This is a genomic window from Mesorhizobium sp. Root157 (assembly GCF_001427385.1).
Taxonomy (GTDB): domain Bacteria; phylum Pseudomonadota; class Alphaproteobacteria; order Rhizobiales; family Rhizobiaceae; genus Mesorhizobium.
In genome coordinates this window covers 68379-90820 of sequence record NZ_LMGJ01000035.1, presented here as the reverse complement: position 1 = coordinate 90820, position 22442 = coordinate 68379, and the positions used below count along the sequence as shown (strand labels likewise).

Here is a 22442-nt window from a genome sequence, read left to right as displayed (position 1 = left end):
GTACGCGCTGAAATAGAAAGAAAATGCCAGCTGGCCTGTAAGCCGGGTTTTGTATGGCCCTCGCCCCTTACGGCGCGAGAACGTGGCGGCCATTCATCTTGGACGCCTGTTGCCAGGCGTCTCACGCAACCTACCCGGACGGTGAGCCGGAAACAGCCCTCGAAGGTTTCCCCTCGCACCGCCCCTATTCGGTCTTGCTCCCGGTGGGGTTTACCATGCCGCTCCCGTTGCCGGTCGCGCGGTGGGCTCTTACCCCACCCTTTCACCCTTGCCACGAACTTCGTGGCGGTCTGCTCTCTGTGGCACTTTCCCTGAGGTCGCCCCCGCCGGCTGTTAACCGGCACCGTGTTTCCATGGAGCCCGGACTTTCCTCACCCACAGCCTTTCAGCTCTCGCAGGTGCGGCCGCCCGGCCAGCTGGCAGGAGCGTATAAAGGGGGTCGCCGCTCAAAACGCAACAAAAAAGCGGCGACCGGCTTGGCTCAGGTCGAAGACCCGAGCGCAGCCATCTGAACCTTGACCTTGCTGCAATAGGCCGACGACACCGGATTCATACGCTTGGCCGCATGGCCGGCATTGTATTTCAGGATCGTTCCACAGGTCGTTCCACCGCCAAGATCATGCGCCATCGCCAAATACTTCATCCCGTACTTGATATTGGTCTCCGGGTTGAACAGACCCTTGGTGGAGCCACTGTAACCCATCATGCGGGCCGTGGCCGGCTTGATCTGCATCAGCCCGATTTCCCCAGCGCTGCCGACAACATTCGCCCGGTAGTTGCTCTCGACCTGGACGACTGCGTGGGCGAGGTGAACCGGTACGCCATAGCTGGCTGCGTAGCGCGCGATGATTGTGGTGTAGCGCGTTCCGCCTGTCGATTTCGAAGTCGATTTCGAAACAGCTCGCGGCTTTTTCTTGGTAGGCTTACCGGCATTGGCAGCAGCGGTCTTCAGGCTTTTCCCAGCAGATTTCTGTGTCGCGGGTTGCTTTTCAGCCGACTGGCCATTCGAGGCAGCGTAGCTCTTGACCCCCGGCAATTCGATTTGCGCAGCCTGTGCGGTGCTTGCGGCAATACTCAACACACCGGCAGCAAAGGCTACCGTCAAGACGGACAACTTGTTCATAAGATCCTATACTAATTGGGCCGCGCGAAGTTGTTCACGCGGGATGGCTTCATCGAGGTGGGAACATCTTGATAATGACGCCCGCGACCTACTCGATGTGGCCTTTGAAGGCCGAACTTGGGTCAAAGAAGGCAGAGCAAGTCACTTTGAGTGACAGCTCGTAATCTCGCCGGTTCGAATTGATATTCAGCCGAGACTTGTTTCAACCGTGGCGAGCATCTTGGAAAGTGTGCGCATGGTCGAACCATCTGCAATCCCATCCACGAGACGGGGGCGAAAATGGCGTTGGAATGCCTCGACGACAATCGAGGTCTGCCGGTCGAATACGCCAGTAATATCCACGCCGTAGCCATAGAGCGCCAGCATCGATTGCAATTCTTCGACAGCCTGCCCCTTGTCGCCGCTCCGCAACACGGCACCGCTCCTGATCGGGGAAGCCTTCACGAGGTTGCCGACGCCCGCGTCGAACAGCCGCGCCCAGGGAAACCTTTCACCTGGGTCGATTTTCCGTCCCGGCGCGACATCGGAATGGGCAAGTACATGCTCCGGCCTCATCCGGTAGCGGTTGACGATGCCGCGGCACAAATCGATCACGGCATAAATCTGCCTGTCGGGAAATGGCGGGTAGCCCAGCATGTGGCCGGGATTGACGATCTCGATGCCGACCGAGTGCGAATTTATGTCCGCCTCACCACGCCAGGAACTCTTGCCGGCATGCCAGGCACGGTCGCTCTCGCGCACCATCTGGATGATGCGGCCGTCCTCATGCACCAGATAGTGCGAGGAGACTGCGCTTGCCGGATTGCAAAGCCAGGCTTCCGCCCCTTCGCCGGTTTCCATGCCCGTGTAGTGAAGCACGATCATACTGGGCCGGTGCGCACCGCGTCGTGGACTGAAATTCGGAGAAACCCTGACCTCTGCTCCGGGATGGTCGGGTGAGAAGCCGCTCATGCCGCTTGCAGGCTCCGCTCGATGATTTCGTAAGCGGCATTTATCGCCGCAAGCCGGGTCGTCGCGATCTTGATGAATTCCTGCGGCAAGCCACGAGCGATCAGGCGGTCGGGATGATTGTCCGAGACAAGTTTGCGATAGTGCTTCTTGACTTCGGCCAGCGATTTACCGCGCTCAATTCCCAGAACTACGTAAGGGTCGGCGTCGCCGAGTTCGACGTGCCGCCCCAGGATGGTCTGGTAGTGATCTTCCTCGATTTCGAAGATTTCGGCAATCCGGTGCAGGAACTGGCCTTCCCGTTCGTGCAAGACGCCATCAACCGTGGCTATGTAAAACAGCCCATCCAGAACATCTTCCAGCATCATACAGTTCTGGGCGCCATTGCCGCAAAGCCCGGCCATCTGTTCGGCATAGGCCTCGAAGCCGGCAATGTCTCGTTTGGCCAGGTCGTATAGCCGCGCAACGTTGCGCGCCTCCTCCCTGGGCACATCGAAAATCGCCTGGAAGGCGCGCACCTCGTCTTGCGTGACGATGCCGTCCGCCTTGGCCATCTTGGCGGAGAGCGCGATCATGGCGACCGAGAACGCGACCTTGCGCCGCAATTCCGGGTCGCCGGCAAACATCGTGCGCACGGCTTCGACGACTTCGGCAACACCGCTGGACGCCGAAGACGATAGCCGTTGAACGAACTCACCGATGCGAAGCCAGATCGACATGGGCGCTTCTTAAAGCGAACGCCCCACGGCGATCAAGGCCACGAAACACCCAACTCTCCCAATTCGGCAAAAAGAAGGGCCGGCGGATGCCGGCCCTTCCGTTTCAAACATCCGCTCCTAGAGGCTTACTGTGCCGGAGCGGTCGGCGCTGGCTGAACCGGCATGGCCCCGCTATCGTCAGCCGAACCGTCCGACGGCGCAGGTGTGATGCTCTGCGTGGTCGAATTGTCGGTGGCCGGCGGTGCATTTGGATCCGGCGCTGCCGGAGTCATCGGCTGCTCGGTGGCCGGAGGATTTGTGCTCTGCGTCGTGGTCGTATCCGTGCCGCTATCGCTGCAGGCAGCAACGCCGAAAAGGGCAAGGGCAGAAACCGATGCGAGAATGAGCTTCTTCATAATATCTCTCCTTTACAACAACGCCCCGTATCCGCGGGCGGTCGAGAATGTAATGTTGAAAGAGCGACTCCGTTTCATAACGTTGCGTTTCGATGTGTAACAACACCTAGCCGCGTAAGCCGCTCAAAATCGTTGTCGATCAATCCATTGCGGTCTAACAGGCTCACAGAATGTCATCGGGAGCAGGCCATGCCGGGCGCCAATTGGGATTTCTGGATCGATCGTGGCGGCACCTTTACCGATATCATCGGCCGCGATCCGCAAGGCCGGTTTCATCCTTACAAATTGCTGTCGGAAAACCCGGAAGCCTATCGCGATGCCGCTATTCAAGGCATCCGCGACCTGCTTGGCCTGAAGGCCGGCGAGCCGATACCTTCTGACCGCATTGGCGACATCAAGATGGGCACGACTGTTGCCACCAACGCGCTTCTCGAGCGCAAGGGCGACCGCGTCCTGCTCCTGATCACCAAAGGATTTCGGGATGCGCTGAGGATCGCCTACCAGGCGCGGCCCGACATCTTCGCCAAGGAGATCATCCTGCCGGAACAGCTCTATGAGCGTGTTGTCGAGGTGGACGAACGCGTTCTGGCTGACGGCTGCGTCGAGAGCTTGCTCGATATCGCCGCCGTCAAGCCGGCTATAGAGCAGGCCAGAACAGACGGCTTCGATGCCGTTGCCATCGTTTTCATGCATGCCTGGAAGTACCCCGACCATGAGAAAGCGGTGGCAAAAGTCTGCCGCAAGCTCGGTTTCGGCCAGGTATCGGCAAGCCACGAGGTTTCGCCGCTTATCAAGCTGGTCGGGCGCGGCGACACAACGGTGGTGGACGCGTATCTCTCGCCAATCCTCTCGCGCTATGTGCAACAGGTGGCGCAGCAACTTGGCGTGACGGCAGAACGGGCGAAGCCCGCAAGTGCAACCGCACGTCGGCCGTCGTCGGCCGCCTTTCGCCGCGACGCCGACAACGCGCAAATGAATGGAGAGGCCGGCGAGCAGAGCGAGCGCTCGACCGCGGCGAGCCCAAGATTAATGTTCATGATGTCTTCGGGCGGACTGACTGCCGCGGACATGTTCCAGGGCAAGGACGCACTTTTGTCCGGACCCGCCGGCGGCGTGGTCGGCATGGTGGAGACCGCAAAGCTTGCCGGCTTCGGCAAGGTGATCGGTTTCGACATGGGCGGAACCTCCACAGACGTCGCCCACTATGACGGCTACTACGAGCGCGCCTTCGACACCGAGGTGGCGGGGGTACGCGTGCGGGCACCGATGATGCGCATCCACACGGTCGCTGCAGGCGGCGGTTCAATCCTCCACTACGAGGCGGGGCGTTTCCGTGCCGGGCCGGATTCGGCCGGAGCCAACCCCGGTCCTGCCTGCTACCGGCGCGGTGGGCCGCTGACGGTCACCGACGCCAATGTGATGCTGGGAAAGCTTCGGCCCGACGTGTTCCCGGCAATCTTCGGCACCACCCAGAACGAGCCGTTGGACGCCGGCATCGCGCGAGAAAAATTCACGGCACTGGCCGCCGAGATCGATGACGGCCACACACCGGAAGCCGTGGCGGAAGGTTTTATCACGGTCGCTATCGAGAACATGGCCAACGCCATCAAGAAAATATCCGTTCAGCGCGGCTATGATGTCACTGAATACCTGCTGAACTGCTTCGGTGGCGCCGGTGGCCAGCATGCCTGCCTCGTGGCCGATGCGCTCGGCATGGAAGCCGTGCTCATCCACCCCTTTTCCGGCTTGCTTTCCGCCTACGGCATCGGCCTTGCCTCGGTCTTCGCCTCGCGCCAGCAGGCCCTGCTCCAACCGTTGGATGAGGCCACATTGCCCGTGATCAATCAACTGATCGGCGCCTTGCAGGAAGCGGTCACAAAAGAACTCGCCGGACAAGGCATTCCAGATGCAGACATTGGAACGAAGCCAGTTCTCCATATCCGCTATGACGGAACCGACACTTCCCTCCCGACAGGCTTCGAGCATCGCTCGGTTGAGCGGGCCAAGCGGGATTTCGAAGCGGCGCACAAGGCCCAGTTCGGTTTCGTTTACGACAACAAGCCGATGGTGGTGGAGGCTGTCGGCGTCGAGGGTTCCGACACCGGCACCAAGGGGTTGAGCGAAAGTGACTCAGATGTCGAGGATATTGCCGCAACTACCTCCGAAACCGGCAAAATCTTTGCCGAGGGCCAATGGCGCGATGCCGGTATTTTCCATCGCCATCAACTCAAGTCAGGGTACAAGATCGCTGGCCCCGCGCTCATCATAGAGCCTAACCAGACGATCGTCGTCGAACTTGGTTGGCAGGCCACTATCACCGCAAAGAACCATGTCCTGATACGCCGCATCGAACAGAAGCGACGCCAGGCAGCACTCGGCACCAAGGCCGATCCGATCTTGCTGGAAGTCTTCAACAACCTGTTCATGTCGATCGCCGAACAGATGGGCGTGACGCTGCAGAACACGGCCCATTCGGTCAACATCAAGGAGCGGCTGGACTTCTCCTGCGCCGTTTTCGACCGCGATGGGGCACTGGTCGCCAATGCGCCTCACATGCCAGTGCATCTGGGCTCCATGGACCGCTCGGTCGAAACCGTCGTCCGGCTCAACGCCGGTAATATCCGGCCGGGAGACGTCTTTGCCCTGAACGCGCCTTATAATGGCGGCACCCACCTGCCTGACATTACGGTGGTAACGCCGGTCTTTGACGACACCGGCAACAAAATCCTGTTCTGGGCTGCCTCGCGCGGCCACCACGCCGACATCGGCGGAACCGCACCCGGTTCGATGACGCCGCTTGCCACGACCGTGGATGAGGAAGGTGTGCTCTTCGACAATTTCCAGATCGTCGAGCGCGGGCGCTTGCGCGAAAAGGAGCTTCATACGCTTCTGACCGATCATCCCTACCCGGTGCGCAACCCTCAACAAAACATCGCCGACCTCAAGGCGCAGATCGCCGCCAATGAAAAGGGCATCGCCGAACTCAAGAAAATGGTCGATCATTTCGGCCTCGAAATGGTCGAAGCCTATATGAGCCATGTGCAGGACAACGCCGCCGAAAGCGTGCGGCGCGTACTTGAGCGCCTGCCGGACAGTTCGGAATATGAATACCCAACCGACACCGGACAGGTGATCAGGGTGAAGATCACGGTGGATCGCCAGAAACGCCAGGCCACCGTTGATTTCACCGGCACCTCGCCGGTGATGAAAAACAACTTCAATGCGCCCGAACCGGTCACGCGGGCCGCCGTGCTTTATGCATTCCGCGTTATGGTCGAGGACAATATCCCCATGAATGCGGGCTGCCTCAGGCCGATCGATATCGTCATACCCGACGGATGCATGCTGAAACCCGCCTACCCCGCCGCGGTCGTAGCCGGCAATGTCGAGACCTCTCAGCACGTCACCAACACGCTGTTCGGCGCCATGGGCGCGTTGGCCAACGCGCAGGGCACCATGAACAACCTGACCTTCGGCAATGAAAAATACCAATACTATGAGACCATCTGTTCAGGTTCCCCAGCCGGCCGCATGAACGACGGCCGCGGCTTCGCCGGCACATCGGGCGTGCATACGCATATGACCAATTCGCGCCTGACCGATCCGGAGGTGCTGGAACTGCGTTTCCCGGTCGTGCTGGAGGATTTTCACATCCGGCAAGACACGGGAGGCAAAGGGAAGTGGAACGCCGGCGACGGGACCAGCCGCACCATTCGTTTTCTGGAGAAGATGGAGTGCGCCATCCTGTCTTCGCACCGCAACCGCCTGCCAAAGGGCCTGGAAGGAGGAGGCGACGGAGAACCTGGGGCAACTAGGGTACGCCGCAAGGGCGGCGCCATTGAAGTGCTCAAGGCCTGCGACCAGACCGTCCTTGAACCTGGCGAAGCCGTCATTGTGACTACCCCGACACCGGGCGGATTTGGAAAAGCGTAGGGCGCAACCACCGGAAATCCGTCACCCCCCTGTCACGCCTCTGCGTTACCCGCTTGCGCATTGCAAACGGGGAATCGCATGCGATGGCCGATGTTTCCGACGAACTGGTTTTTCAGCGCGGCAAGCACGTCGGAAAAGCCGTTTACCAGAACAATGCGTTCTCGAAGGCCGGCCTCTCGGAGCGGTTGTTTGCTCTGGCCTTTTCCGGCCTTGTCTATCCGCAGATCTGGGAAGATCCGGAAGTCGACATCGAGGCCATGCAACTTGGCGAAGGCCATCGCGTCGTCACCATCGCTTCTGGCGGCTGCAACATTCTCGCTTATCTTACGAGATCGCCGGCACGAATCGACGCGGTCGATCTCAACGCAGCCCACATTGCTCTGAACCGCATGAAACTGACGGCAGTCCGGCATCTGCCATCGCACGCAGATCTTTTCCGCTTCTTTGGCGCACCGGACAATAAACACAATTCACAGGCCTATGATCGGTTCGTGGCACCGCATCTCGACCGGGTGAGTCGCCATTACTGGGAGCGCCGGAACTGGCGCGGCCTGCGGCGCATAGAAATGTTCGACCGGAATTTCTACCAGACGGGCCTTTTAGGACTTTTCATTGCAGCCGGCCACCGGATCGCCAAGCTCCACGGAGTTGACCCTGCGGGCATCATGAGCGCTGGCTCGCTGGCCGAACAGCGCCGCTTCTTTGACGAGAGGCTGGCTCCCATTTTCAACAAGCCCTCAGTCAAATGGACGACTTCGCTCAAGTCGTCCCTTTTCGGCCTCGGTATTCCTCCCGCACAGTACGACTCGCTGATCACCGCTGGTGATGGCTCGATGGCGAGCGTTTTGAAAGTCAGGCTGGAGAAACTCGCTTGCGGCTTTCCCCTCAGTGATAACTACTTTGCGTGGCAGGCTTTCGCGCGCCGCTATCCCGAACAGGGAGAGGCGGCCTTGCCGCGCTACCTCGAAAATCGAAACTACAGCCTGCTACGTCAGAACACTGATCGCGTCGCCATCCATCATGCCAATATGATCGAGTTCCTTGCCGGCAAAGATGCCGGTTCGGTGGACCGCTTCGTTCTGCTGGATGCACAGGACTGGATGACGGATGAACATCTCAATGGCCTGTGGACGGAAATCACCCGAACCGCCTCGATCGGCGCTCGCGTCATCTTCCGCACTGCGGCCGAACCCACCTTGCTGCCGGGGCGCGTCTCCTCGACCCTGCTCGATCAGTGGATTTATGAGGAAACGGCCTCGCTCGAATTCTCCAGGCGCGACCGCTCCGCCATCTATGGCGGCTTTCATCTCTACGTAAAGAAGGCACCATGAGTTCTGTAGACACGCCAGCAGCAAGCCATGCCGCCCTGATGGATGGTGTCTACCGCCGGCAGCGCCATATCTACGACCTCACCCGCAAATATTACCTGCTTGGTCGCGACCGCCTTATCGCTGGACTGAATGCGCCAGCGGATTCCGCGGTACTGGAACTCGGCTGCGGCACCGGCCGCAATCTTGTCCGAGCGGCACGGCGCTTCCCGAGTACTCACCTTTTCGGCCTCGACATATCCGCACAAATGCTGACTTCGGCCCAGCAATCGATCGAGCGGAATGGCCTGTCTGGTCGCGTTTTGCTGGCGCAGGGCGACGCCACCAACTTCGACACCAATGCCCTGTTCGGCATCGGAAGTTTCGACCGGATATTCGTCTCCTATTCGTTGTCGATGATTCCAGGCTGGGAACGAACGGTCGCCGCCGCACTAGCGGCTCTGTGTCCGGGCGGCTCGTTGCATATCGTTGATTTCGGCAGGCAGGAGGGGTTGCCACGATGGTTCCGACGCCTGCTTCGTTTATGGCTCGCCAAATTCCAGGTCACGCCGCGCGACTCTTTGCGCCAAGTACTAGAATCGGAAGCTGAGCGCAGCGGTGCAAGCCTCTATTTTGAAACGCTTTATCTCGGATACGCGTCACTCGCCATCATGACCAGAAGCGTTGCACCTCTCACAGCGGCTGACGCACCATGGCAAGCAGGGCAGCCACCAGTTTCTGTGGCCGGTAATTGAGCTTCGCTGGCGTCAGGCCCATGCGCACCACCACCAGACGCTCGGAAGGTATGATGGCCACCGACTGACCGTCATGGCCTTCCAGCCAGAAGGTGTCCTCGGGCAACTGGGCGCCTTTGATTGCCCCCGGCGTTTCTTCTCCAGGCCCCGCAAGCCACAACTGGCCTTTTGCATAAACGCCATCGGAGGCGGGCGCGACCTCGCGCATCCACGACACAAAGCCGGGAGGCAGTATTTCGGCACCATTCCAGCGGCCATCCTGAAGCAGGAACTGGCCGAAACGCGCCCAGTCATGCGCTGTCGCATAGAGGTATGAGGAACCAACGAACGTTCCGCTCTCATCCGTCTCGAGCACGGCACTGCGCATGCCGATCGGGTCGAACAGCGCCTTGCGCGGCCAGTCAAGAGCAGCTTGCGGATCGCCCAACGCATTCTGCCACAGCTTCGACAGGATCATCGCCGTGCCGCTCGAATAGGAGAACACCTTGCCGATTTCGCCAGCCAATGGCTTGGCTGCGGCAAAACCGGCCATGTCCGGCTCCAGATAAAGCATGCGGGTGACATCGGCGTCATCGCCATAATCCTCGTTGAATTCGAGGCCGCTCGACATCGCCATCAGGTCGGAAATGCTGATCGAAGCACGTTCATCAGCACCCCACGGCTCGACAAGTTGCTGGCTGCCCAGCCTGATCTTGCCATCCCTGACCAGTGTTCCGAGGATTGCCGCGTTGACCGTCTTGGTCATCGACCAGCCTAGCAGCGGCGTCCGTTGCGAAAACCCGTCGCCATAGCGTTCACCAACGATACGGCCGTCCTTGACCACCACGATGGCGCGCATCCCCTCACCGGCTAGAGCCTCATCGTCGAGGATGGCGGCAAGCTCGGCAGCCTGCGACGGCTCGACACGCTCGCCTTCAGGCCAAAGCGCATCGACAGGAGATGAAGGCGGCAACACCGGCCCCGTGAGCGCGCGTGCCCTAACTACATCGCCGTCAGGCGCATTGGCGCAGCCAAGGCCATCGCGCACCACCGCAACACTATTGCCCAGAATTCCGAACAAGCCTGCGGAAACCGTGCCCGCTTCCCTGTCAACGGAAACAGACATCAGCTTGAGCAAGGGATGGCCTGGCGCCTGCACATCGATCGCCAACACCTCATCAGCATTACGACCGGCAAGGAACACATTGGAGCAGACTATCTTGGCCGAATAGCCGGACCCGACACGGATCAGGTCCGGCGGGACGAAATAGAGCCAGGCGAACACCCCGATGATTGCAAGGACGAACAGCACCAGCAGCCATTCGAGAAACTTGAAGACAAGCCGCATTCCGACCCTTTGCAAACCACAGTCCTGTCGCCATTGCTCTCTCAATTTTCCGGTTCTGTCGAGCGTCATCAATCGAATATCAACCATGTTGGCGGATGACGTTGTGTCAGGGTGGCGGTAGAAGGAGAGAACGGCAGACCGTAAGGCGCCTCCTCCGCTTGTGAATTGCGACCGGACAGATTTGGAGAAACGATGCGCCGACTTGCGCTGCTTGTTGTGTGGATGCTGCTCAGTGCTTGCACGACCATCGACGCCCTTGCTCCCATTGGTGGGTCGGGAGCTTCGGTCACCGGACGTGCGCCAAGGTTTCAGGACAGCGACCCGCACAAATGGGAAAGCGCCGCGCCGTGGCATTACGCTGTCCATGGCACCGATGTTTCGAAATACCAGACTTCAATCGATTGGCGCCAGGCCAAGGCAAGCGGCATCTCGTTTGCCTTCATCAAGGCGACAGAGGGCGGCGACCGCATCGACGACTATTTCGACGACCACTGGCGCGGCACCAAGTTGGCAGGCGTCCCCCGCGCCGCCTATCATTTCTATTATTTCTGCCGGCCGGCCGCAGAACAGGCACGCTGGTTCATCCAGAACGTGCCGAACGACCGTTCAGCCATGCCGCCGGTTCTCGATATGGAATGGAACCCGCTTTCGCCGACTTGCAGGCTGCGGCCCAGCCCCGAAACCGTGCGCGCCGAAATGAGCACCTTCCTGTCGATCGTCGAGAAACACTATGGCAAGAAGCCGATCATCTACACCTCGATCGACTTTTTCGACGACAACAACCTTTCGACCTTCAGAGGCTATCCTTACTGGCTGCGTTCGGTTGCCGGCCACCCGACAGAGCGGTACGGCAGCCATCCCTTCACCTTCTGGCAGTACACCGGTACTGGCGTCGTGCCCGGCATAAGAGGCAACGCCGACATCAACGTCTTCAACGGTTCCGAGACGGCATGGAACAAGTGGCTGCGGCAGAACACCCGTTGACAACCGCGCCACTAGCCTGCTTTTCGACTGAATAGCGGCGCACGCAGCGCCACAGGCATCTAAGACCAAAGCCATCGTCACCCCCGGAAGGTTACCATGCGACTGCATTCGATTGTTTTCGCGGCACTGCTGTCAGCCGCGACCGGTTCGGCAATGGCTCAGCAATGTGGAGGCGACTTCGAAGCCTGGAAACAAGACGTCGCCACCGAAGCCAGGGCCACAGGCGTAGGATCAGTGGGACTGCAGGCACTCGAAGCTGCTTCAATCGACCCGAAGGTTCTGGCCCGGGACCGTGCCCAAGGGGTCTTTTCTCAGACCTTCACCCAATTTTCAGGGCGCATGATTTCCGATTACCGCCTCAAGCAAGGTGCGGCCAATCTCAAGAAATACGCCGACATATTTGCTCGTGCCGACCAACAGTTCGGTGTGCAACCGCCTATCATTGCGGCCTTTTGGGCGCTGGAAACTGACTTTGGCGCGGTCCAAGGGGACTTCCACACGCTGAGCGCGCTGGTCACGCTTGCTCATGACTGTCGCCGGCCGCAATTGTTCAGGCCTCAACTCGTTCCCTTGCTCACCCTCATCGATCGCGGTGTCCTGCCGGCCGATGTGAAGGGCGCTTGGGCCGGAGAAATAGGGCAGACGCAGATCCTTCCGTCCGACTATCTGGCCCGCGGCACCGATGGCGATGCCGACGGCGTGATTGACCTGCGCGGCAGCGCTCCGGATGCCATCATGACCACCGCCAACAAGGTACTGTCACACGGATGGAAGCGCGACCAGCCGTGGATCGAGGAGGTCCGTGTTCCTGACCAATTGCCTTGGGACCAGACCGGCCGCACCAACAAGTTGCCGCTAGCGCAATGGGCTGAATGGGGCGTCACTCGTTCGGACGGCACGCCCTTGGTGGACAACGGCCTGCGGGCTGGGCTGGCGCTGCCGATGGGCCGCAAGGGGCCTGCCTTCCTCGCCTACGACAATTTCGATGTTTATCTGCAGTGGAACCAGTCCTTCACCTACGCTTTGACGGCAGCGGTGCTTGCGACGCGACTCGCAGGTGCTCCGCCCTACGATCCGCGATCCCCGGAGCCGGGCTTGAACGGCGACCTCATGAGGGAGCTTCAGGCAAAGCTGGAGGCCAAAGGCTACGATGTCGGTACGGTCGATGGCATTCTCGGCACCAACACCCGCGAGGCGGTGCGCCAGGAACAGATGAAACTCGGCCTTGCCGTCGATGGTTGGCCGACCGAAGAGTTGCTGGCGAAGTTGTAGCCCTATTCCGCCATCGTCTCCAGGCTGGCAAATCCCTCCGGTGCATCGCCCTCGTCGAACGGCGTTATGACCTCGACAAAGGTGTTGGGGTAAAATCCGTTGAAATGCGTGCGCAGCGAAAGCGAATAGGCCCCGATATGGCCGATTTCGATCCAGTCACCGGTGTCGACCGTTTCCGGCAGCCAGAACGGGCGTGACAGGATGTCGACGGAATCGCAGGTTGCCCCGCACACCTTGAAGGGAACGATCGTCTTTTCCGAACCGTTGCGCGAGCGGATCGCCGGATCGGGAATGAACCTGGCGGGCAGCGTGATCTTGCCTGTCCAGGAATCCGACAGCGATGCCCAGATGCCGTCGTTGATGTAGAGCCGCCTGCCCTTTCGCAGAAGCACGCGCACGATCAGCGAAAGGCAGCGCGCAGCGATTACCCGACCCGGCTCCGCCACCAGTGGCATCTGATCGAACTGATATTCCTTCAGGTCTCCTGACAGGCGCGACATGATTTGCCCAAGCGAGGGCATCTCGATCTTCTTGCGGTTCGGATCGTGACCGTATTCGGCCGGAAAGCCGCCACCGACATCAAGGCCCGCAAGCTCGAAACTCAGCCGGTTGCGCACCCAGTCGGCGGAAGCCAGCGCCCTCTCATAAGTATCCGGGTCTTCGATCTGGCTGCCAACGTGGAAGCAGAGCCCGACCTTGTAACCGGTGCGTGCCAGCCGTTCGCCCAGCTCGACCGCATAGGCCGGCCCCGCACCGAATTTCTTGGACAATTCGTAGGCGGCATGACCCTTGGTCTGCACGCGCACGAAGACGGTGATCGCGGCCGGATCGATGTCGAGCGCCCGCACCACCCGCGTCAGCTTGGTGATTTCGTCCTCATGGTCCACAGCGATGACACGGATACGATATTTTTCCAGCGCCAGCTTGATGTCGGACTGCGCCTTCACGGGGTGCATATAGAGCATTTCCGCATCCGCCGAAACCTCGCGTACCGCCGCGAATTCTCCCGGTGATGCAACGTCGAAGGCCGTGACGCCCGCCTCTACAAGCGCCTTGAGCACTATAGGCTCGCCATTGGTCTTGACGGCATAGGCGGTCTTGCCTGCAAACATGCCCATGAACTGGACGGCATCAGCCTTCAGAACCTGGGGCCGGAAGCAGTAGACCGGCTCGTCCGGGCGAAGCGCCAGCGCCGCGGCACGTGCATTCTCGAATCGCTGCATGAGGCAAAATCCCTGTTTCAGCGCGCAAAACTAATCCGGGCTGGCAAGGAATGAAAACCCCTCTTTGCCTCGCTCTGATGTCATGACGGGGTTAAATCTCACCAAGCCAGCGAGTTGTGCAACGCGTGGGTTTCGGGTGGCGGCCAGCGGTAACGTGTCTATGGAATCCAACACAACGCGCAATCCGGCGCATTCCTTCACAGGCGGTTCGATGACAGTAGTAGCCGAAACAGTGCAGCGCGGACCAATGGCGCTAAAGGACTGGGCGCAACTTCTGCTTCTCGGCGCGATATGGGGCGGATCGTTTTTTTTCGCCCGCATTTCCGTCGCTGAAGTTCACCCGATCGTTCTGGTGCTGTTTCGTGTTGCGATCGCCGCAGCCGCGCTCCAGCTTTATCTAGCAGTGCGCGGACCGTCCTTTCGCCTCGCATTCAAACACACCAGCCTGTTTTTCTTGCTGGCGCTTGCCAACAACGTCATTCCCTTCTCCCTTATCTTCGCAGGCCAGACCGAACTCGGTGCGGGTCTGGCATCGGTGCTGAATGCGACAACGCCGTTCTGGACGCTGATCGTCGCCAACTTCTTCACTGTCGACGAAAGGCTGTCGTTGAGCAAGGTCGCCGGCATCGCGCTTGGCATAGCCGGAACCGCCATCATGATCGGTCCCGGCCTGATGGCCGGCCTCGACGGTTCCGTTTGGGCCAAGTTCGCGCTTGTCGGCGCCTCCTTCTCTTACGCCGTGGCGCTTATGGTCGCGCGGCGGTTCAAGGATGTACCGTCGCCGGTCGTCGCCACCGGGCAACTCACCGCTTCCACGATCATCATGATCCCCGTCGTTCTGGTGGTCCACGGGCCGGACGGTCTCTTCTCAGCAAGCTTGCCGGTCTGGGCGGCGGTACTGGGTCTGGCGCTTCTGTCGACTGCCGTAGCCTATATTCTCTATTTCAACATTATCGCCTCGGCCGGCGCGACCAACGCCTCGCTGGTCACGCTTATCGTTCCGGTGAGTGCGATACTGCTTGGCGTGACCTTCCTTGGTGAACATCTGGAATTGTTCGAGATCGCCGGCATGGTTGTCATCGCGCTTGGCCTCGTGACCATTGATGGCCGCCTGCTTCACAAAAAATGACACGATCGCGCCACAATTTATTCACAGTCCGGCACGTGCGGTTTGCCAAGGAATTTCAAAGCCTAACGTCCAAAACTGGTCGAAAATTCCACAATTGCGTCGCAATGCAGCACATTTTCCACTTGCCTGTGGCTGAAATGCTTCTAGATTCCGGCCATAGCTTTTCAAGAGGAGGCTATCCATGGGACTGACGAGGCCAATCAACGCACTAATGATCTGCGCTGCATTTGCTTTTATCGGCGCCCTGATCATGGGCGTTCTTCCATAACCGCTGGAGCGGAGTAGGCTAGCACCTAACAAAAGCAAAAAAGACGAAAAGGCCGGGTTTATGCCCGGCCTTTTTTGCGTCAAACCACTGCCTACGCTGCGGCCGAATTTGCCGAGCCTATCGCCGGGCGATGTGAACGGATGCCGATCATGTGACACACGGCGAAGGCAAGATCGGCGCGGTTCATCGTGTAGAAGTGGAAATCGCCCACCCCACGCTCGACCAGATCCAGGACCTGTTCGGCCGCAACGGCGGATGCCACCAGTGCATGCGTCTGCGGATCGGACTCAAGCCCCTCGAAGCGCTCGCGCAACCACGCAGGCACATGGGCGCCCGCACGCTCGGAGAAGTTCGCCACCTGCGAGATATTGTGTACCGGCAGAATGCCCGGCACGATGGGAATATAGATGCCCGCACGCCGCACCCTTTCGACATAACGTTCATAGACATCGTTATCGAAGAAGAACTGGGTGATGGCGCGAGTGGCCCCGTTATCGACCTTTCGCTTCAGCATTTCGATGTCGGTGGCGAAGTCCGGGCTCTCTGGATGCTTCTCCGGGTAGGCGGAAACCGAAATATCGAAGTCGCCATGACGGCGCAGTGCCGAAACCATATCCGCGCCGTTGGCATAGCCTTCCGGATGCGGCTGGTAGCGGGTGCCGACGCCAGCGGCCGGATCGCCGCGCAGGGCGACGAAGCGCGTAATGCCAAGGTCCACAAACTGTTTGATGACCTCGTCGACCTCTTCCCGGCCTGCATCGATACAGGTCAGATGGGCCGCCGGATGCAAACCCGTCTCGCCGAGAATGCGCGCCACGGTGCGCGCCGTCCTTTCGCGGGTCGAGCCGCCCGCGCCATAGGTCACGGAGACGAACTGCGGCCTCAGCGGCTCCAGCCGCGTCACAGTCTCCCACAAGCGCTTCTCCATCTCATCGGTCTTCGGCGGGAAGAACTCGAAGGAAACCCGAATCTTGTCGCCAATGTCGGGCCGGCGTGAAAAACGGAACTGGCTCATCAGGCGATTTCCCCGATTCTGGTGGATTGCGTGTCGTCGGATGGGTCGGCGATCAGGATGCGCCTGTCGCGGCCAAGCCAGAGCTTGACCGTCAATTTTGCCTCGCCCTTGCCGCTTGGCGCGAAATCCTGGCTGTTCTCCACATCAAGGCCAGCGTCGTTCAGCCACTCGGCAATCTGCTTGTCGGAAAAGCCGAGGCGCTGATGGGCGTGTTCCTCGCGCAGGAACTCCAGTGTGTGCGAGGCGAAATCGACAATGACCAGCCGACCCGAAGGCCGCAAAAGCCGCGCTGCCTCGCCAATCGCCCTGCCCGGATCGTCCAGGTAATGCAGCACCTGGTGGATGCTCACCAGATCGAAGGCATCGCGCTCGACCGGAGGGGCAAAGATGTCGCCTTGCCGAACCTGCGCATTGGTAACCCCGGCCTTATCGAGATTGGCGCGCGCCACCGTCAGCATCTCGCGCGACATGTCGATGCCGACGCCGCGCCGATAGAGGGGGGCAAAAATCTCCAGAAGCCGGCCAGTGCCGGTGCCGAGATCGAGCATAGACTGGAATGGGCGCTTGCCGACCAGGGCCAAAAGCGCATTTTCCACGGCGCGATCCGGCACATGCAGCGAACGAATCTCGTCCCAACTCGCGGCATTCTCGGAAAAATACTCCGCCGCCCGCTCTTGCCTCTTGCGCTTGACGGCAGCCAGACGCTCAAGGTCGCGTTCAACCTGGGGATCGGCCTTGCTGATACCGCCAATCAGGCCGAGCACGAATTCGCGCGAGGCATCGAAATCCGACAGACGGAAGAAGGCCCACGAGCCTTCCTGGTATCGCCCGATCAATCCAGCATCCAGAAGCAGCTTCAAATGGCGCGAGACGCGCGGCTGCGACTGATTGAGAATCTCGGTAAGGTCCGAAACCGTAAGGTCGCCGCGCGACAGCAGCGCCAGAATGCGAAGCCGGCTGGATTCTGCAGCCGCCTTCAAGGTATCTACCATCGTATCAAGCGCGACGTGCATGTGTGTTCTTTCGAAAAGATATAAAGATATGTTTATGTCACCTGGCGATCTGACGCAATGGCAAATGTCTCGGCCAAGCCAGAAAGCATCGCGGCGGGATGGCCGACCGTGCACCTGCCTCGATGATCGCCACCCTCCAGTTGCCCCGGCAAGAGGTTGCCATGTTTGAATGGCGCGACAGCGAAAAGGCGATGGCGGTGGATCCCGCCACCATGGCCGGAGACGCTCATATCGTTTTCATCGGGCGCGTCCTGTCGCCGTGGATCAGGCGCGAGGATTGTCCCAAGAACATGCGCGCCGCCGTCGAAACCGGGCAACGCGCATCCTTGCTCGTGGACACCCCCTATCGCGATGGCCTGCTCGGCCTCGAAGGCTATAGCCACGCCCATATCCTGACCTGGCTACACTACGCGCCGCGGAATCTGATTGTCCAGAAACCGCGCCATGCGCCTGAGGCGAAAGGCGTTTTCGCGCTGCGCTCGCCAGTTCGCCCGAATCCGGTCGGCTTGCATACGGTGAAGCCGCTCGCCATCGACATAAGCACCGGAAAGATCGAGCTCGAAGCCATCGACGTGCTCGACGGAACACCTGTGATCGACATCAAGCCGTATTTGCCGTCGATCGATTCCATCGCTGACGCAACGACGCCGGACAGGAACCACAAGTGAAAACGCCAACCGGTCGCCGCCGTGCAATCGCCAAGGCACTGACCGCGCTTCTTCCTTTGGCGCCCTATGCCGACATGGAAAAAATCCGGGCAGATGCGGGCGCACCGCACATGAAGACGCTACCGCCGACGATCGCGGTGTGGCTTGCCACGGTTGCCCATGTCCGCCACGCCCATACGGATTACGAAAAACTGCTCGCTGAAGGCTATGACCGCGACGCCGCGCGCTTCTTCATCGTTGACGAGATCAATGCCTGGCTGACCAAATGGCGCGCCACCCGTTTGCTAGACCCGGATGACGAGGATGCATAGGTCGGCGCTACGTGCCTCGCCTGGCGACGATGAACAGGCGCGGGAAGCGCAACAAGACCTTGCCGTTACCGGTCGGCGGATAGGCTTGCCTGATCTTTTCCAGATAACGCGCGAGGAACGCCCGCTTCTCGCTCTCATCCAGCGGATCGATGAACGGTTTCAAGCCGGTGGATTTCAGCCATTCAACGATCGCTTCGGCGTTTGCCAGCGGATGATTGTAGTAGGTGTGCCAGATGTCGACCCGGTCGGCTAGCGGCGTCAACAGGTCGTAATAGAATGACACCGGCGGCAGCGGCTCGCGCGCAGCATCCGCCATTTTGGCAGCGAACGGCATTTCGGCCGCCGCCTCCCGCATGGACCGATGCGACGCCTCATCCAGATTGTCCGGCATCTGCACGGCCAAGGCTCCACCCGGCGCAAGCAGGCCCATGAGGCGCTGGAACACCGCCGGATGCTCCGGCAGCCACTGGAACACGGCATTGGCAAAGATTACGTCGACGGGGCCGTCCGGCTGCCAGTCTGCCGCATCCACCAGTTCGAATTTCACGTTTGGCAGGCGCTTGCGCGCCTTCTCGATCATATCCGGAGACGTGTCGAAACCGCTTACTGTCGCGTCCGGCCAGCGCTCGACCAGAAGCTCGGTCGAATTGCCCGGCCCACAACCGATATCGACTACAAGGCGCGGGTTGGCCACAGGAACCTGCGCAACAAGGTCCCACGAAGGTCTGGTCCGCTCATCCTCGAATTTCAGGTATTGAGCAGCGGACCAGTCGTTCATGGCAGTTTCCTTGCAGATCAGCGGGTAAGGCGCTTGTAGGTCATGCGGTGCGGGTTGGTGGCCTCCGCGCCGAGACGCCTGATCTTGTCTTGTTCGTAATCCTCGAAGTTGCCTTCGAACCATTCCACGTGGCTGTCACCTTCGAAAGCGAGGATATGCGTCGCGAGACGGTCGAGGAACATGCGATCGTGCGAGATGATGACCGCGCAGCCGCCGAAATTCTCCAGCGCGTCTTCCAGCGCCGCCAGCGTTTCGGTGTCGAGATCGTTGGTCGGTTCGTCGAGTAGCAGAACGTTGCCGCCGGTCTTCAGCATCTTAGCCAGGTGAACGCGGTTGCGCTGGCCGCCGGAAAGATTGCCGACTTTTTGCTGTTGGTCGCCGCCGCGGAAATTGAAGGACGCGCAATAGGCGCGCGTGTTGGCCTCGAACTTGCCGAGTTTCACGACTTCCGCTCCGCCGGAAATTTCCTCCCAGACGGTCTTGGCCGGGTCGAGAGTATCGCGGCTCTGGTCGACATAGCCGAGCTTGACCGTCTCGCCGACCCGGATGGAACCGCTATCCGGCTTTTCCTGGCCGGTGATCATGCGGAACAGCGTCGTCTTACCGGCGCCGTTGGGGCCGATGATGCCGACAATGCCGCCGGGCGGCAGCTTGAAGGTCAGATTCTCGATCAGCAAATCGTCGCCGAAGCCCTTCGACAGGCCCTCTACCTCGATCACCACGTTGCCGAGCCGCTCGCCATGCGGAATGACGATCTGCGTGTCGCTTGGACGCCGCTTGTCGGCTGCATCCAAAAGGTCCTGGAACGCCTGGATACGCGCCTTGGACTTGGTCTGTCGCGCCTTCGGGCTCGACTGGATCCACTCGCGCTCGCGGCCAATGGCGCGCTGGCGGGCGTCGTCCTCGCGGCCTTCCTGCTTGAGGCGCTTGGCCTTGGCTTCGAGATATTTGGTGTAGTTGCCCTCGTAGGGAATGCCGCGGCCGCGATCCAACTCGAGAATCCAGCCGGTGACATTGTCGAGGAAGTAGCGATCGTGGGTGATGATCATCACCGCGCCCTTATAGGCGCGCAGGTGCTTTTCCAGCCAGGCGGTGGTTTCGGCATCCAGATGGTTAGTCGGTTCGTCGAGCAGCAAGAGGTCAGGCTCGCGCAGCAGCAATTGGCACAGCGCCACGCGGCGGCGCTCGCCACCTGAAAGCTTGATCACGCTGGCGTCCTTGGGCGGGCAACCAAGCGCTTCCATCGCCATCTCGACCTGCTGTTCGATATCCCACAGATTGAGCCGGTCCATCTCGTCCTGGAGCTTGGCCGATTCGTCGGCCGTCTCGTCGGAATAGTTCATCATCAATTCGTTGTAGCGCTCGATGATGGCGGTCTTGGCGGCAACGCCGTCCATGATGTTCTCGAACACCGTCTTGGCAGGATCGAGATCGGGCTCCTGCGCCAGATAACCGACGGTCGCACCTTCGGCGAGCCATGCTTCGCCGCTCCATTCCTTGTCGAGACCCGCCATGATCTTGAGGATGGTCGACTTGCCGGCGCCGTTAGGACCGAGAATACCGATCTTGGCGTCCGGATAGAAGGAGAGATGGATGTTTTCGAGCACCTTCTTGGTGCCGTAGGCCTTGTTGAGGCCGGCCATATGATAGATGAACTGGCGTGCCACGCGCGCTTTCCCTGCAAATTGACTGAAGTGTCACACTGGACGGAGGTTGGCCGCTATGTAGGCGATGGGGCACGAAACGGCAATCGCTTTCGGCACCGACTTGACGCCAACACCTGGCTTCCCGCTGCCGGAGTTGGCCATGTAACGAAGAAGAGCCCGCCAACACAGCCGCCCGATGCGCTTTGAGGTACGAAAACTCATAAAAGAAAGGGGCAATTAACCCTTCCCCGGCAAAAGATTGGAGAAGGAAATACCGGCATCTGGCGATTTCCGCGGTGGGGAGTCGATCGTATTGTACAACAGCCTGCTGCTCCTTCTTGAAGCGGTCGCCTATTTCGGCGTGATGGTCACGCTGTTCCGACTTCGCCGGCGAATTGGCATCGGTGTGTTTGTCTGCGCACTCGGTGCCATGCACTTCCTTGAAACCTACCTTGCCAGCACCTTCTACGTCGCCTTGCCGTTCGGCATCGTCTCGCCCGGTTCTTCGGTGCTGTTCTCCGGCAAGCTGGTGATGCTGCTTCTGGTGTACATGAAGGAAGACGCGGCAACCGTCCGGCAGCCGATCTACGGCCTCCTGTTTGGCAATGCGCTGATGATCGGGCTGGTCCTGCTCTTGCGGCAACACGATATCGCACCGCTGCCAAGCGGGCTGCAACCGGACATCGCCTTCATCGACCAGATGGGCTGGCTGATGGTTTGGGGCACCGCCCTGCTCTTCGTCGATGCCATCCTGATCATCCTGCTCTATGAGCGGTTGGGCAAATATCTGCGCAAGGCGCTATTTGCCCGCATATTGATCTCCACGGCCTGTGTCCTGACTTTTGACCAGGTCGGCTTCTTCACCGCCCTGCATTTCATCACCGGCGCGCCGGCCGAGGTCTTCTTCGGCGGCTGGTATGCCAAGATGGCGGCTGCCTTCACCTACAGCATGATGCTCGTCGCCTATATCCGTTGGGCAGGAATCCACCCGATTCCAGCGCCCCGAGGCCTCGGCGACATTTTTGAAACGCTGACCTATCGCGAACGCTATGAGGCCCTGGTCCAGCATGTCGGGCGCGACGGTCTCACCGGCCTGTGGCATCGTGGCCGGTTCGAGACTGACGGCGAACAGGAAATCGCCGCGAGCCTGGCTTCCGGGAAACCGCTCAGCCTGATCGTGATCGATGTCGACCATTTCAAGTCGATCAACGACCGTTTCGGGCACGCCGAAGGCGACCGCGCTCTGAGGTCGATTGCAACCCGGTTGCACGAAATCGCCGGTCCCGACGATCACGTCTATCGCACCGGCGGCGAAGAGTTCGCCATTCTGTGCCGACGTCCCCATCCCGTGGCTCGCCTGCTCGGCGAAAACATCCGCCTCGCCGTCAAGGCCTCGGGAACGGCGGACGTTTGCGCGGTGACGATCAGCGCCGGCATCGCCACAGTATCCGGCTCGACTGCCAGTCTTGCTGAACTCTTCGCTCTTGCGGACCAGCGCCTCTATACGGCCAAGGCGAGCGGGCGTGACCGGGTGGTCGGCGAGCCGTCCCTGGCCGAGCCGGATCAAGCGCAGCTTTCGGCCGGTCAGGCTCACTGATCTCGGCATTCGATCGGGCAGCCCCGGCTTG

At 60.2% G+C, this 22442-nt stretch carries 21 protein-coding genes and 1 other RNA gene; 9 read left to right on the top strand and 13 right to left on the bottom strand.

The genetic code is table 11. The annotated features are described in order from the left end of the window. Positions 1-22: 22 nt before the first annotated feature. From rnpB to ASD64_RS17120, 5 genes are all read right to left on the bottom strand, one after another. Positions 23-420, bottom strand: an RNA gene (gene rnpB, locus ASD64_RS17605) — RNase P RNA component class A. Between the two features lie 61 nt (positions 421-481). Beyond that, a complete protein-coding gene (locus tag ASD64_RS17135) occupies positions 482-1123 on the bottom strand; it encodes a lytic transglycosylase domain-containing protein (protein ID WP_056107366.1) in 642 nt (213 codons plus the stop codon). A 186-nt stretch (positions 1124-1309) separates the two neighbouring features. Next, the gene (locus ASD64_RS17130; RefSeq protein ID WP_056107363.1) at positions 1310-2074 is read right to left on the bottom strand and encodes an N-acetylmuramoyl-L-alanine amidase; all 765 of its coding nucleotides are present in this window, start codon (positions 2072-2074) and stop codon (positions 1310-1312) included. After that, the gene (locus tag ASD64_RS17125) at positions 2071-2790 is read right to left on the bottom strand and encodes a J domain-containing protein (protein WP_056107361.1); all 720 of its coding nucleotides are present in this window, start codon (positions 2788-2790) and stop codon (positions 2071-2073) included. The genes ASD64_RS17130 and ASD64_RS17125 overlap by 4 nt, the downstream gene beginning before the upstream one ends. A gap of 125 nt (positions 2791-2915) precedes the next feature. Further along, positions 2916-3185, bottom strand: a complete 270-nt coding sequence (locus ASD64_RS17120) for a hypothetical protein (RefSeq protein ID WP_162249086.1) — start codon at positions 3183-3185, stop codon at positions 2916-2918. A gap of 189 nt (positions 3186-3374) precedes the next feature. Here ASD64_RS17120 and ASD64_RS17115 point away from each other — a divergent pair, with 189 nt between their 5' ends. Continuing rightward, positions 3375-7118, top strand: a complete 3744-nt coding sequence (locus tag ASD64_RS17115; protein WP_056107359.1) for a hydantoinase B/oxoprolinase family protein — start codon at positions 3375-3377, stop codon at positions 7116-7118. A 32-nt stretch (positions 7119-7150) separates the two neighbouring features. Here the strand turns inward: ASD64_RS17115 and ASD64_RS21760 are convergent, their stop codons facing one another. Then, positions 7151-7396: a hypothetical protein gene (locus tag ASD64_RS21760; protein WP_244480840.1), complete on the bottom strand. Its 246-nt coding sequence runs from the start codon at positions 7394-7396 to the stop codon at positions 7151-7153. Between ASD64_RS21760 and ASD64_RS17110 the strand changes: the two genes are divergently transcribed. Further along, entirely contained in the window at positions 7304-8449 is a 1146-nt protein-coding gene (locus tag ASD64_RS17110; protein WP_244480838.1) for a DUF3419 family protein, read from the top strand. The two genes, ASD64_RS21760 and ASD64_RS17110, sit on opposite strands and share 93 nt — an antisense overlap. Beyond that, positions 8446-9180, top strand: a complete 735-nt coding sequence (locus tag ASD64_RS20755) for a class I SAM-dependent methyltransferase (RefSeq protein WP_082550031.1) — start codon at positions 8446-8448, stop codon at positions 9178-9180. Before ASD64_RS17110 ends, ASD64_RS20755 begins: the two co-directional genes overlap by 4 nt. On the opposite strand, the gene ASD64_RS17100 is transcribed toward ASD64_RS20755, so the two are convergent. Beyond that, entirely contained in the window at positions 9119-10507 is a 1389-nt protein-coding gene (locus ASD64_RS17100; protein WP_056107353.1) for a serine hydrolase domain-containing protein, read from the bottom strand. The genes ASD64_RS20755 and ASD64_RS17100 overlap by 62 nt on opposite strands. Positions 10508-10699: 192 nt before the next feature. Here ASD64_RS17100 and ASD64_RS17095 point away from each other — a divergent pair, with 192 nt between their 5' ends. Beyond that, a complete protein-coding gene (locus ASD64_RS17095; protein WP_056107350.1) occupies positions 10700-11491 on the top strand; it encodes a GH25 family lysozyme in 792 nt (263 codons plus the stop codon). Between the two features lie 96 nt (positions 11492-11587). Continuing rightward, entirely contained in the window at positions 11588-12763 is a 1176-nt protein-coding gene (locus ASD64_RS17090) for a lytic murein transglycosylase (protein ID WP_056107347.1), read from the top strand. Positions 12764-12765: 2 nt separating this feature from the next. On the opposite strand, the gene ASD64_RS17085 is transcribed toward ASD64_RS17090, so the two are convergent. After that, positions 12766-13986, bottom strand: a complete 1221-nt coding sequence (locus ASD64_RS17085; RefSeq protein ID WP_056107344.1) for an alanine racemase — start codon at positions 13984-13986, stop codon at positions 12766-12768. Between the two features lie 211 nt (positions 13987-14197). Here ASD64_RS17085 and ASD64_RS17080 point away from each other — a divergent pair, with 211 nt between their 5' ends. Then, positions 14198-15115 (top strand): DMT family transporter, encoded by a 918-nt coding sequence (locus ASD64_RS17080; protein ID WP_056107629.1) that lies wholly within the window; start codon positions 14198-14200, stop codon positions 15113-15115. A 21-nt stretch (positions 15116-15136) separates the two neighbouring features. On the opposite strand, the gene ASD64_RS21125 is transcribed toward ASD64_RS17080, so the two are convergent. The 3 genes from ASD64_RS21125 to ASD64_RS17070 all read right to left on the bottom strand — a co-directional run bounded on the left by ASD64_RS21125 (position 15137) and on the right by ASD64_RS17070 (position 17411). Continuing rightward, positions 15137-15367: a hypothetical protein gene (locus ASD64_RS21125; RefSeq protein WP_156460199.1), complete on the bottom strand. Its 231-nt coding sequence runs from the start codon at positions 15365-15367 to the stop codon at positions 15137-15139. Positions 15368-15474: 107 nt separating this feature from the next. Next, the gene (metF, locus tag ASD64_RS17075; RefSeq protein WP_056107343.1) at positions 15475-16398 is read right to left on the bottom strand and encodes a methylenetetrahydrofolate reductase [NAD(P)H]; all 924 of its coding nucleotides are present in this window, start codon (positions 16396-16398) and stop codon (positions 15475-15477) included. Beyond that, positions 16398-17411 (bottom strand): ArsR/SmtB family transcription factor, encoded by a 1014-nt coding sequence (locus ASD64_RS17070; RefSeq protein WP_056107340.1) that lies wholly within the window; start codon positions 17409-17411, stop codon positions 16398-16400. The genes metF and ASD64_RS17070 overlap by 1 nt, the downstream gene beginning before the upstream one ends. Before the next feature lie 161 nt (positions 17412-17572). Here ASD64_RS17070 and tsaA point away from each other — a divergent pair, with 161 nt between their 5' ends. Next, positions 17573-18079 (top strand): tRNA (N6-threonylcarbamoyladenosine(37)-N6)-methyltransferase TrmO, encoded by a 507-nt coding sequence (gene tsaA / locus ASD64_RS17065; RefSeq protein WP_056107627.1) that lies wholly within the window; start codon positions 17573-17575, stop codon positions 18077-18079. Further along, positions 18076-18390, top strand: coding sequence for a DUF2293 domain-containing protein (locus ASD64_RS17060; RefSeq protein ID WP_056107337.1), 315 nt, complete (start codon positions 18076-18078; stop codon positions 18388-18390). Before tsaA ends, ASD64_RS17060 begins: the two co-directional genes overlap by 4 nt. A gap of 7 nt (positions 18391-18397) precedes the next feature. Here the strand turns inward: ASD64_RS17060 and tam are convergent, their stop codons facing one another. After that, positions 18398-19168 (bottom strand): trans-aconitate 2-methyltransferase, encoded by a 771-nt coding sequence (tam, locus tag ASD64_RS17055; RefSeq protein WP_056107334.1) that lies wholly within the window; start codon positions 19166-19168, stop codon positions 18398-18400. A gap of 17 nt (positions 19169-19185) precedes the next feature. After that, positions 19186-20835 (bottom strand): energy-dependent translational throttle protein EttA, encoded by a 1650-nt coding sequence (gene ettA / locus ASD64_RS17050; protein WP_056107331.1) that lies wholly within the window; start codon positions 20833-20835, stop codon positions 19186-19188. Positions 20836-21127: 292 nt separating this feature from the next. Between ettA and ASD64_RS17045 the strand changes: the two genes are divergently transcribed. After that, positions 21128-22411, top strand: a complete 1284-nt coding sequence (locus ASD64_RS17045) for a sensor domain-containing diguanylate cyclase (RefSeq protein WP_082550037.1) — start codon at positions 21128-21130, stop codon at positions 22409-22411. Positions 22412-22442 lie beyond the last annotated feature (31 nt).

Coding starts and splice junctions, on each gene's coding strand:
- ASD64_RS17120 (WP_162249086.1), bottom strand. CDS start 3,185: ATGAAGAAGCTCATTCTCGCATCGGTTTCTGCCCTTGCCCTTTTCGGC.
- ASD64_RS17100 (WP_056107353.1), bottom strand. CDS start 10,507: ATGCGGCTTGTCTTCAAGTTTCTCGAATGGCTGCTGGTGCTGTTCGTC.
- ASD64_RS21125 (WP_156460199.1), bottom strand. CDS start 15,367: ATGATCAGGGCGCCGATAAAAGCAAATGCAGCGCAGATCATTAGTGCG.
- ASD64_RS17085 (WP_056107344.1), bottom strand. CDS start 13,986: ATGCAGCGATTCGAGAATGCACGTGCCGCGGCGCTGGCGCTTCGCCCG.
- ASD64_RS17090 (WP_056107347.1), top strand. CDS start 11,588: ATGCGACTGCATTCGATTGTTTTCGCGGCACTGCTGTCAGCCGCGACC.
- tsaA (WP_056107627.1), top strand. CDS start 17,573: ATGTTTGAATGGCGCGACAGCGAAAAGGCGATGGCGGTGGATCCCGCC.
- ASD64_RS17115 (WP_056107359.1), top strand. CDS start 3,375: ATGCCGGGCGCCAATTGGGATTTCTGGATCGATCGTGGCGGCACCTTT.
- ASD64_RS21760 (WP_244480840.1), bottom strand. CDS start 7,396: ATGGCCTTCGCCAAGTTGCATGGCCTCGATGTCGACTTCCGGATCTTC.
- ASD64_RS17080 (WP_056107629.1), top strand. CDS start 14,198: ATGACAGTAGTAGCCGAAACAGTGCAGCGCGGACCAATGGCGCTAAAG.
- ASD64_RS17130 (WP_056107363.1), bottom strand. CDS start 2,074: ATGAGCGGCTTCTCACCCGACCATCCCGGAGCAGAGGTCAGGGTTTCT.
- tam (WP_056107334.1), bottom strand. CDS start 19,168: ATGAACGACTGGTCCGCTGCTCAATACCTGAAATTCGAGGATGAGCGG.
- metF (WP_056107343.1), bottom strand. CDS start 16,398: ATGAGCCAGTTCCGTTTTTCACGCCGGCCCGACATTGGCGACAAGATT.
- ASD64_RS17135 (WP_056107366.1), bottom strand. CDS start 1,123: ATGAACAAGTTGTCCGTCTTGACGGTAGCCTTTGCTGCCGGTGTGTTG.
- ASD64_RS17070 (WP_056107340.1), bottom strand. CDS start 17,411: ATGCACGTCGCGCTTGATACGATGGTAGATACCTTGAAGGCGGCTGCA.
- ASD64_RS17095 (WP_056107350.1), top strand. CDS start 10,700: ATGCGCCGACTTGCGCTGCTTGTTGTGTGGATGCTGCTCAGTGCTTGC.
- ASD64_RS20755 (WP_082550031.1), top strand. CDS start 8,446: ATGAGTTCTGTAGACACGCCAGCAGCAAGCCATGCCGCCCTGATGGAT.
- ASD64_RS17125 (WP_056107361.1), bottom strand. CDS start 2,790: ATGTCGATCTGGCTTCGCATCGGTGAGTTCGTTCAACGGCTATCGTCT.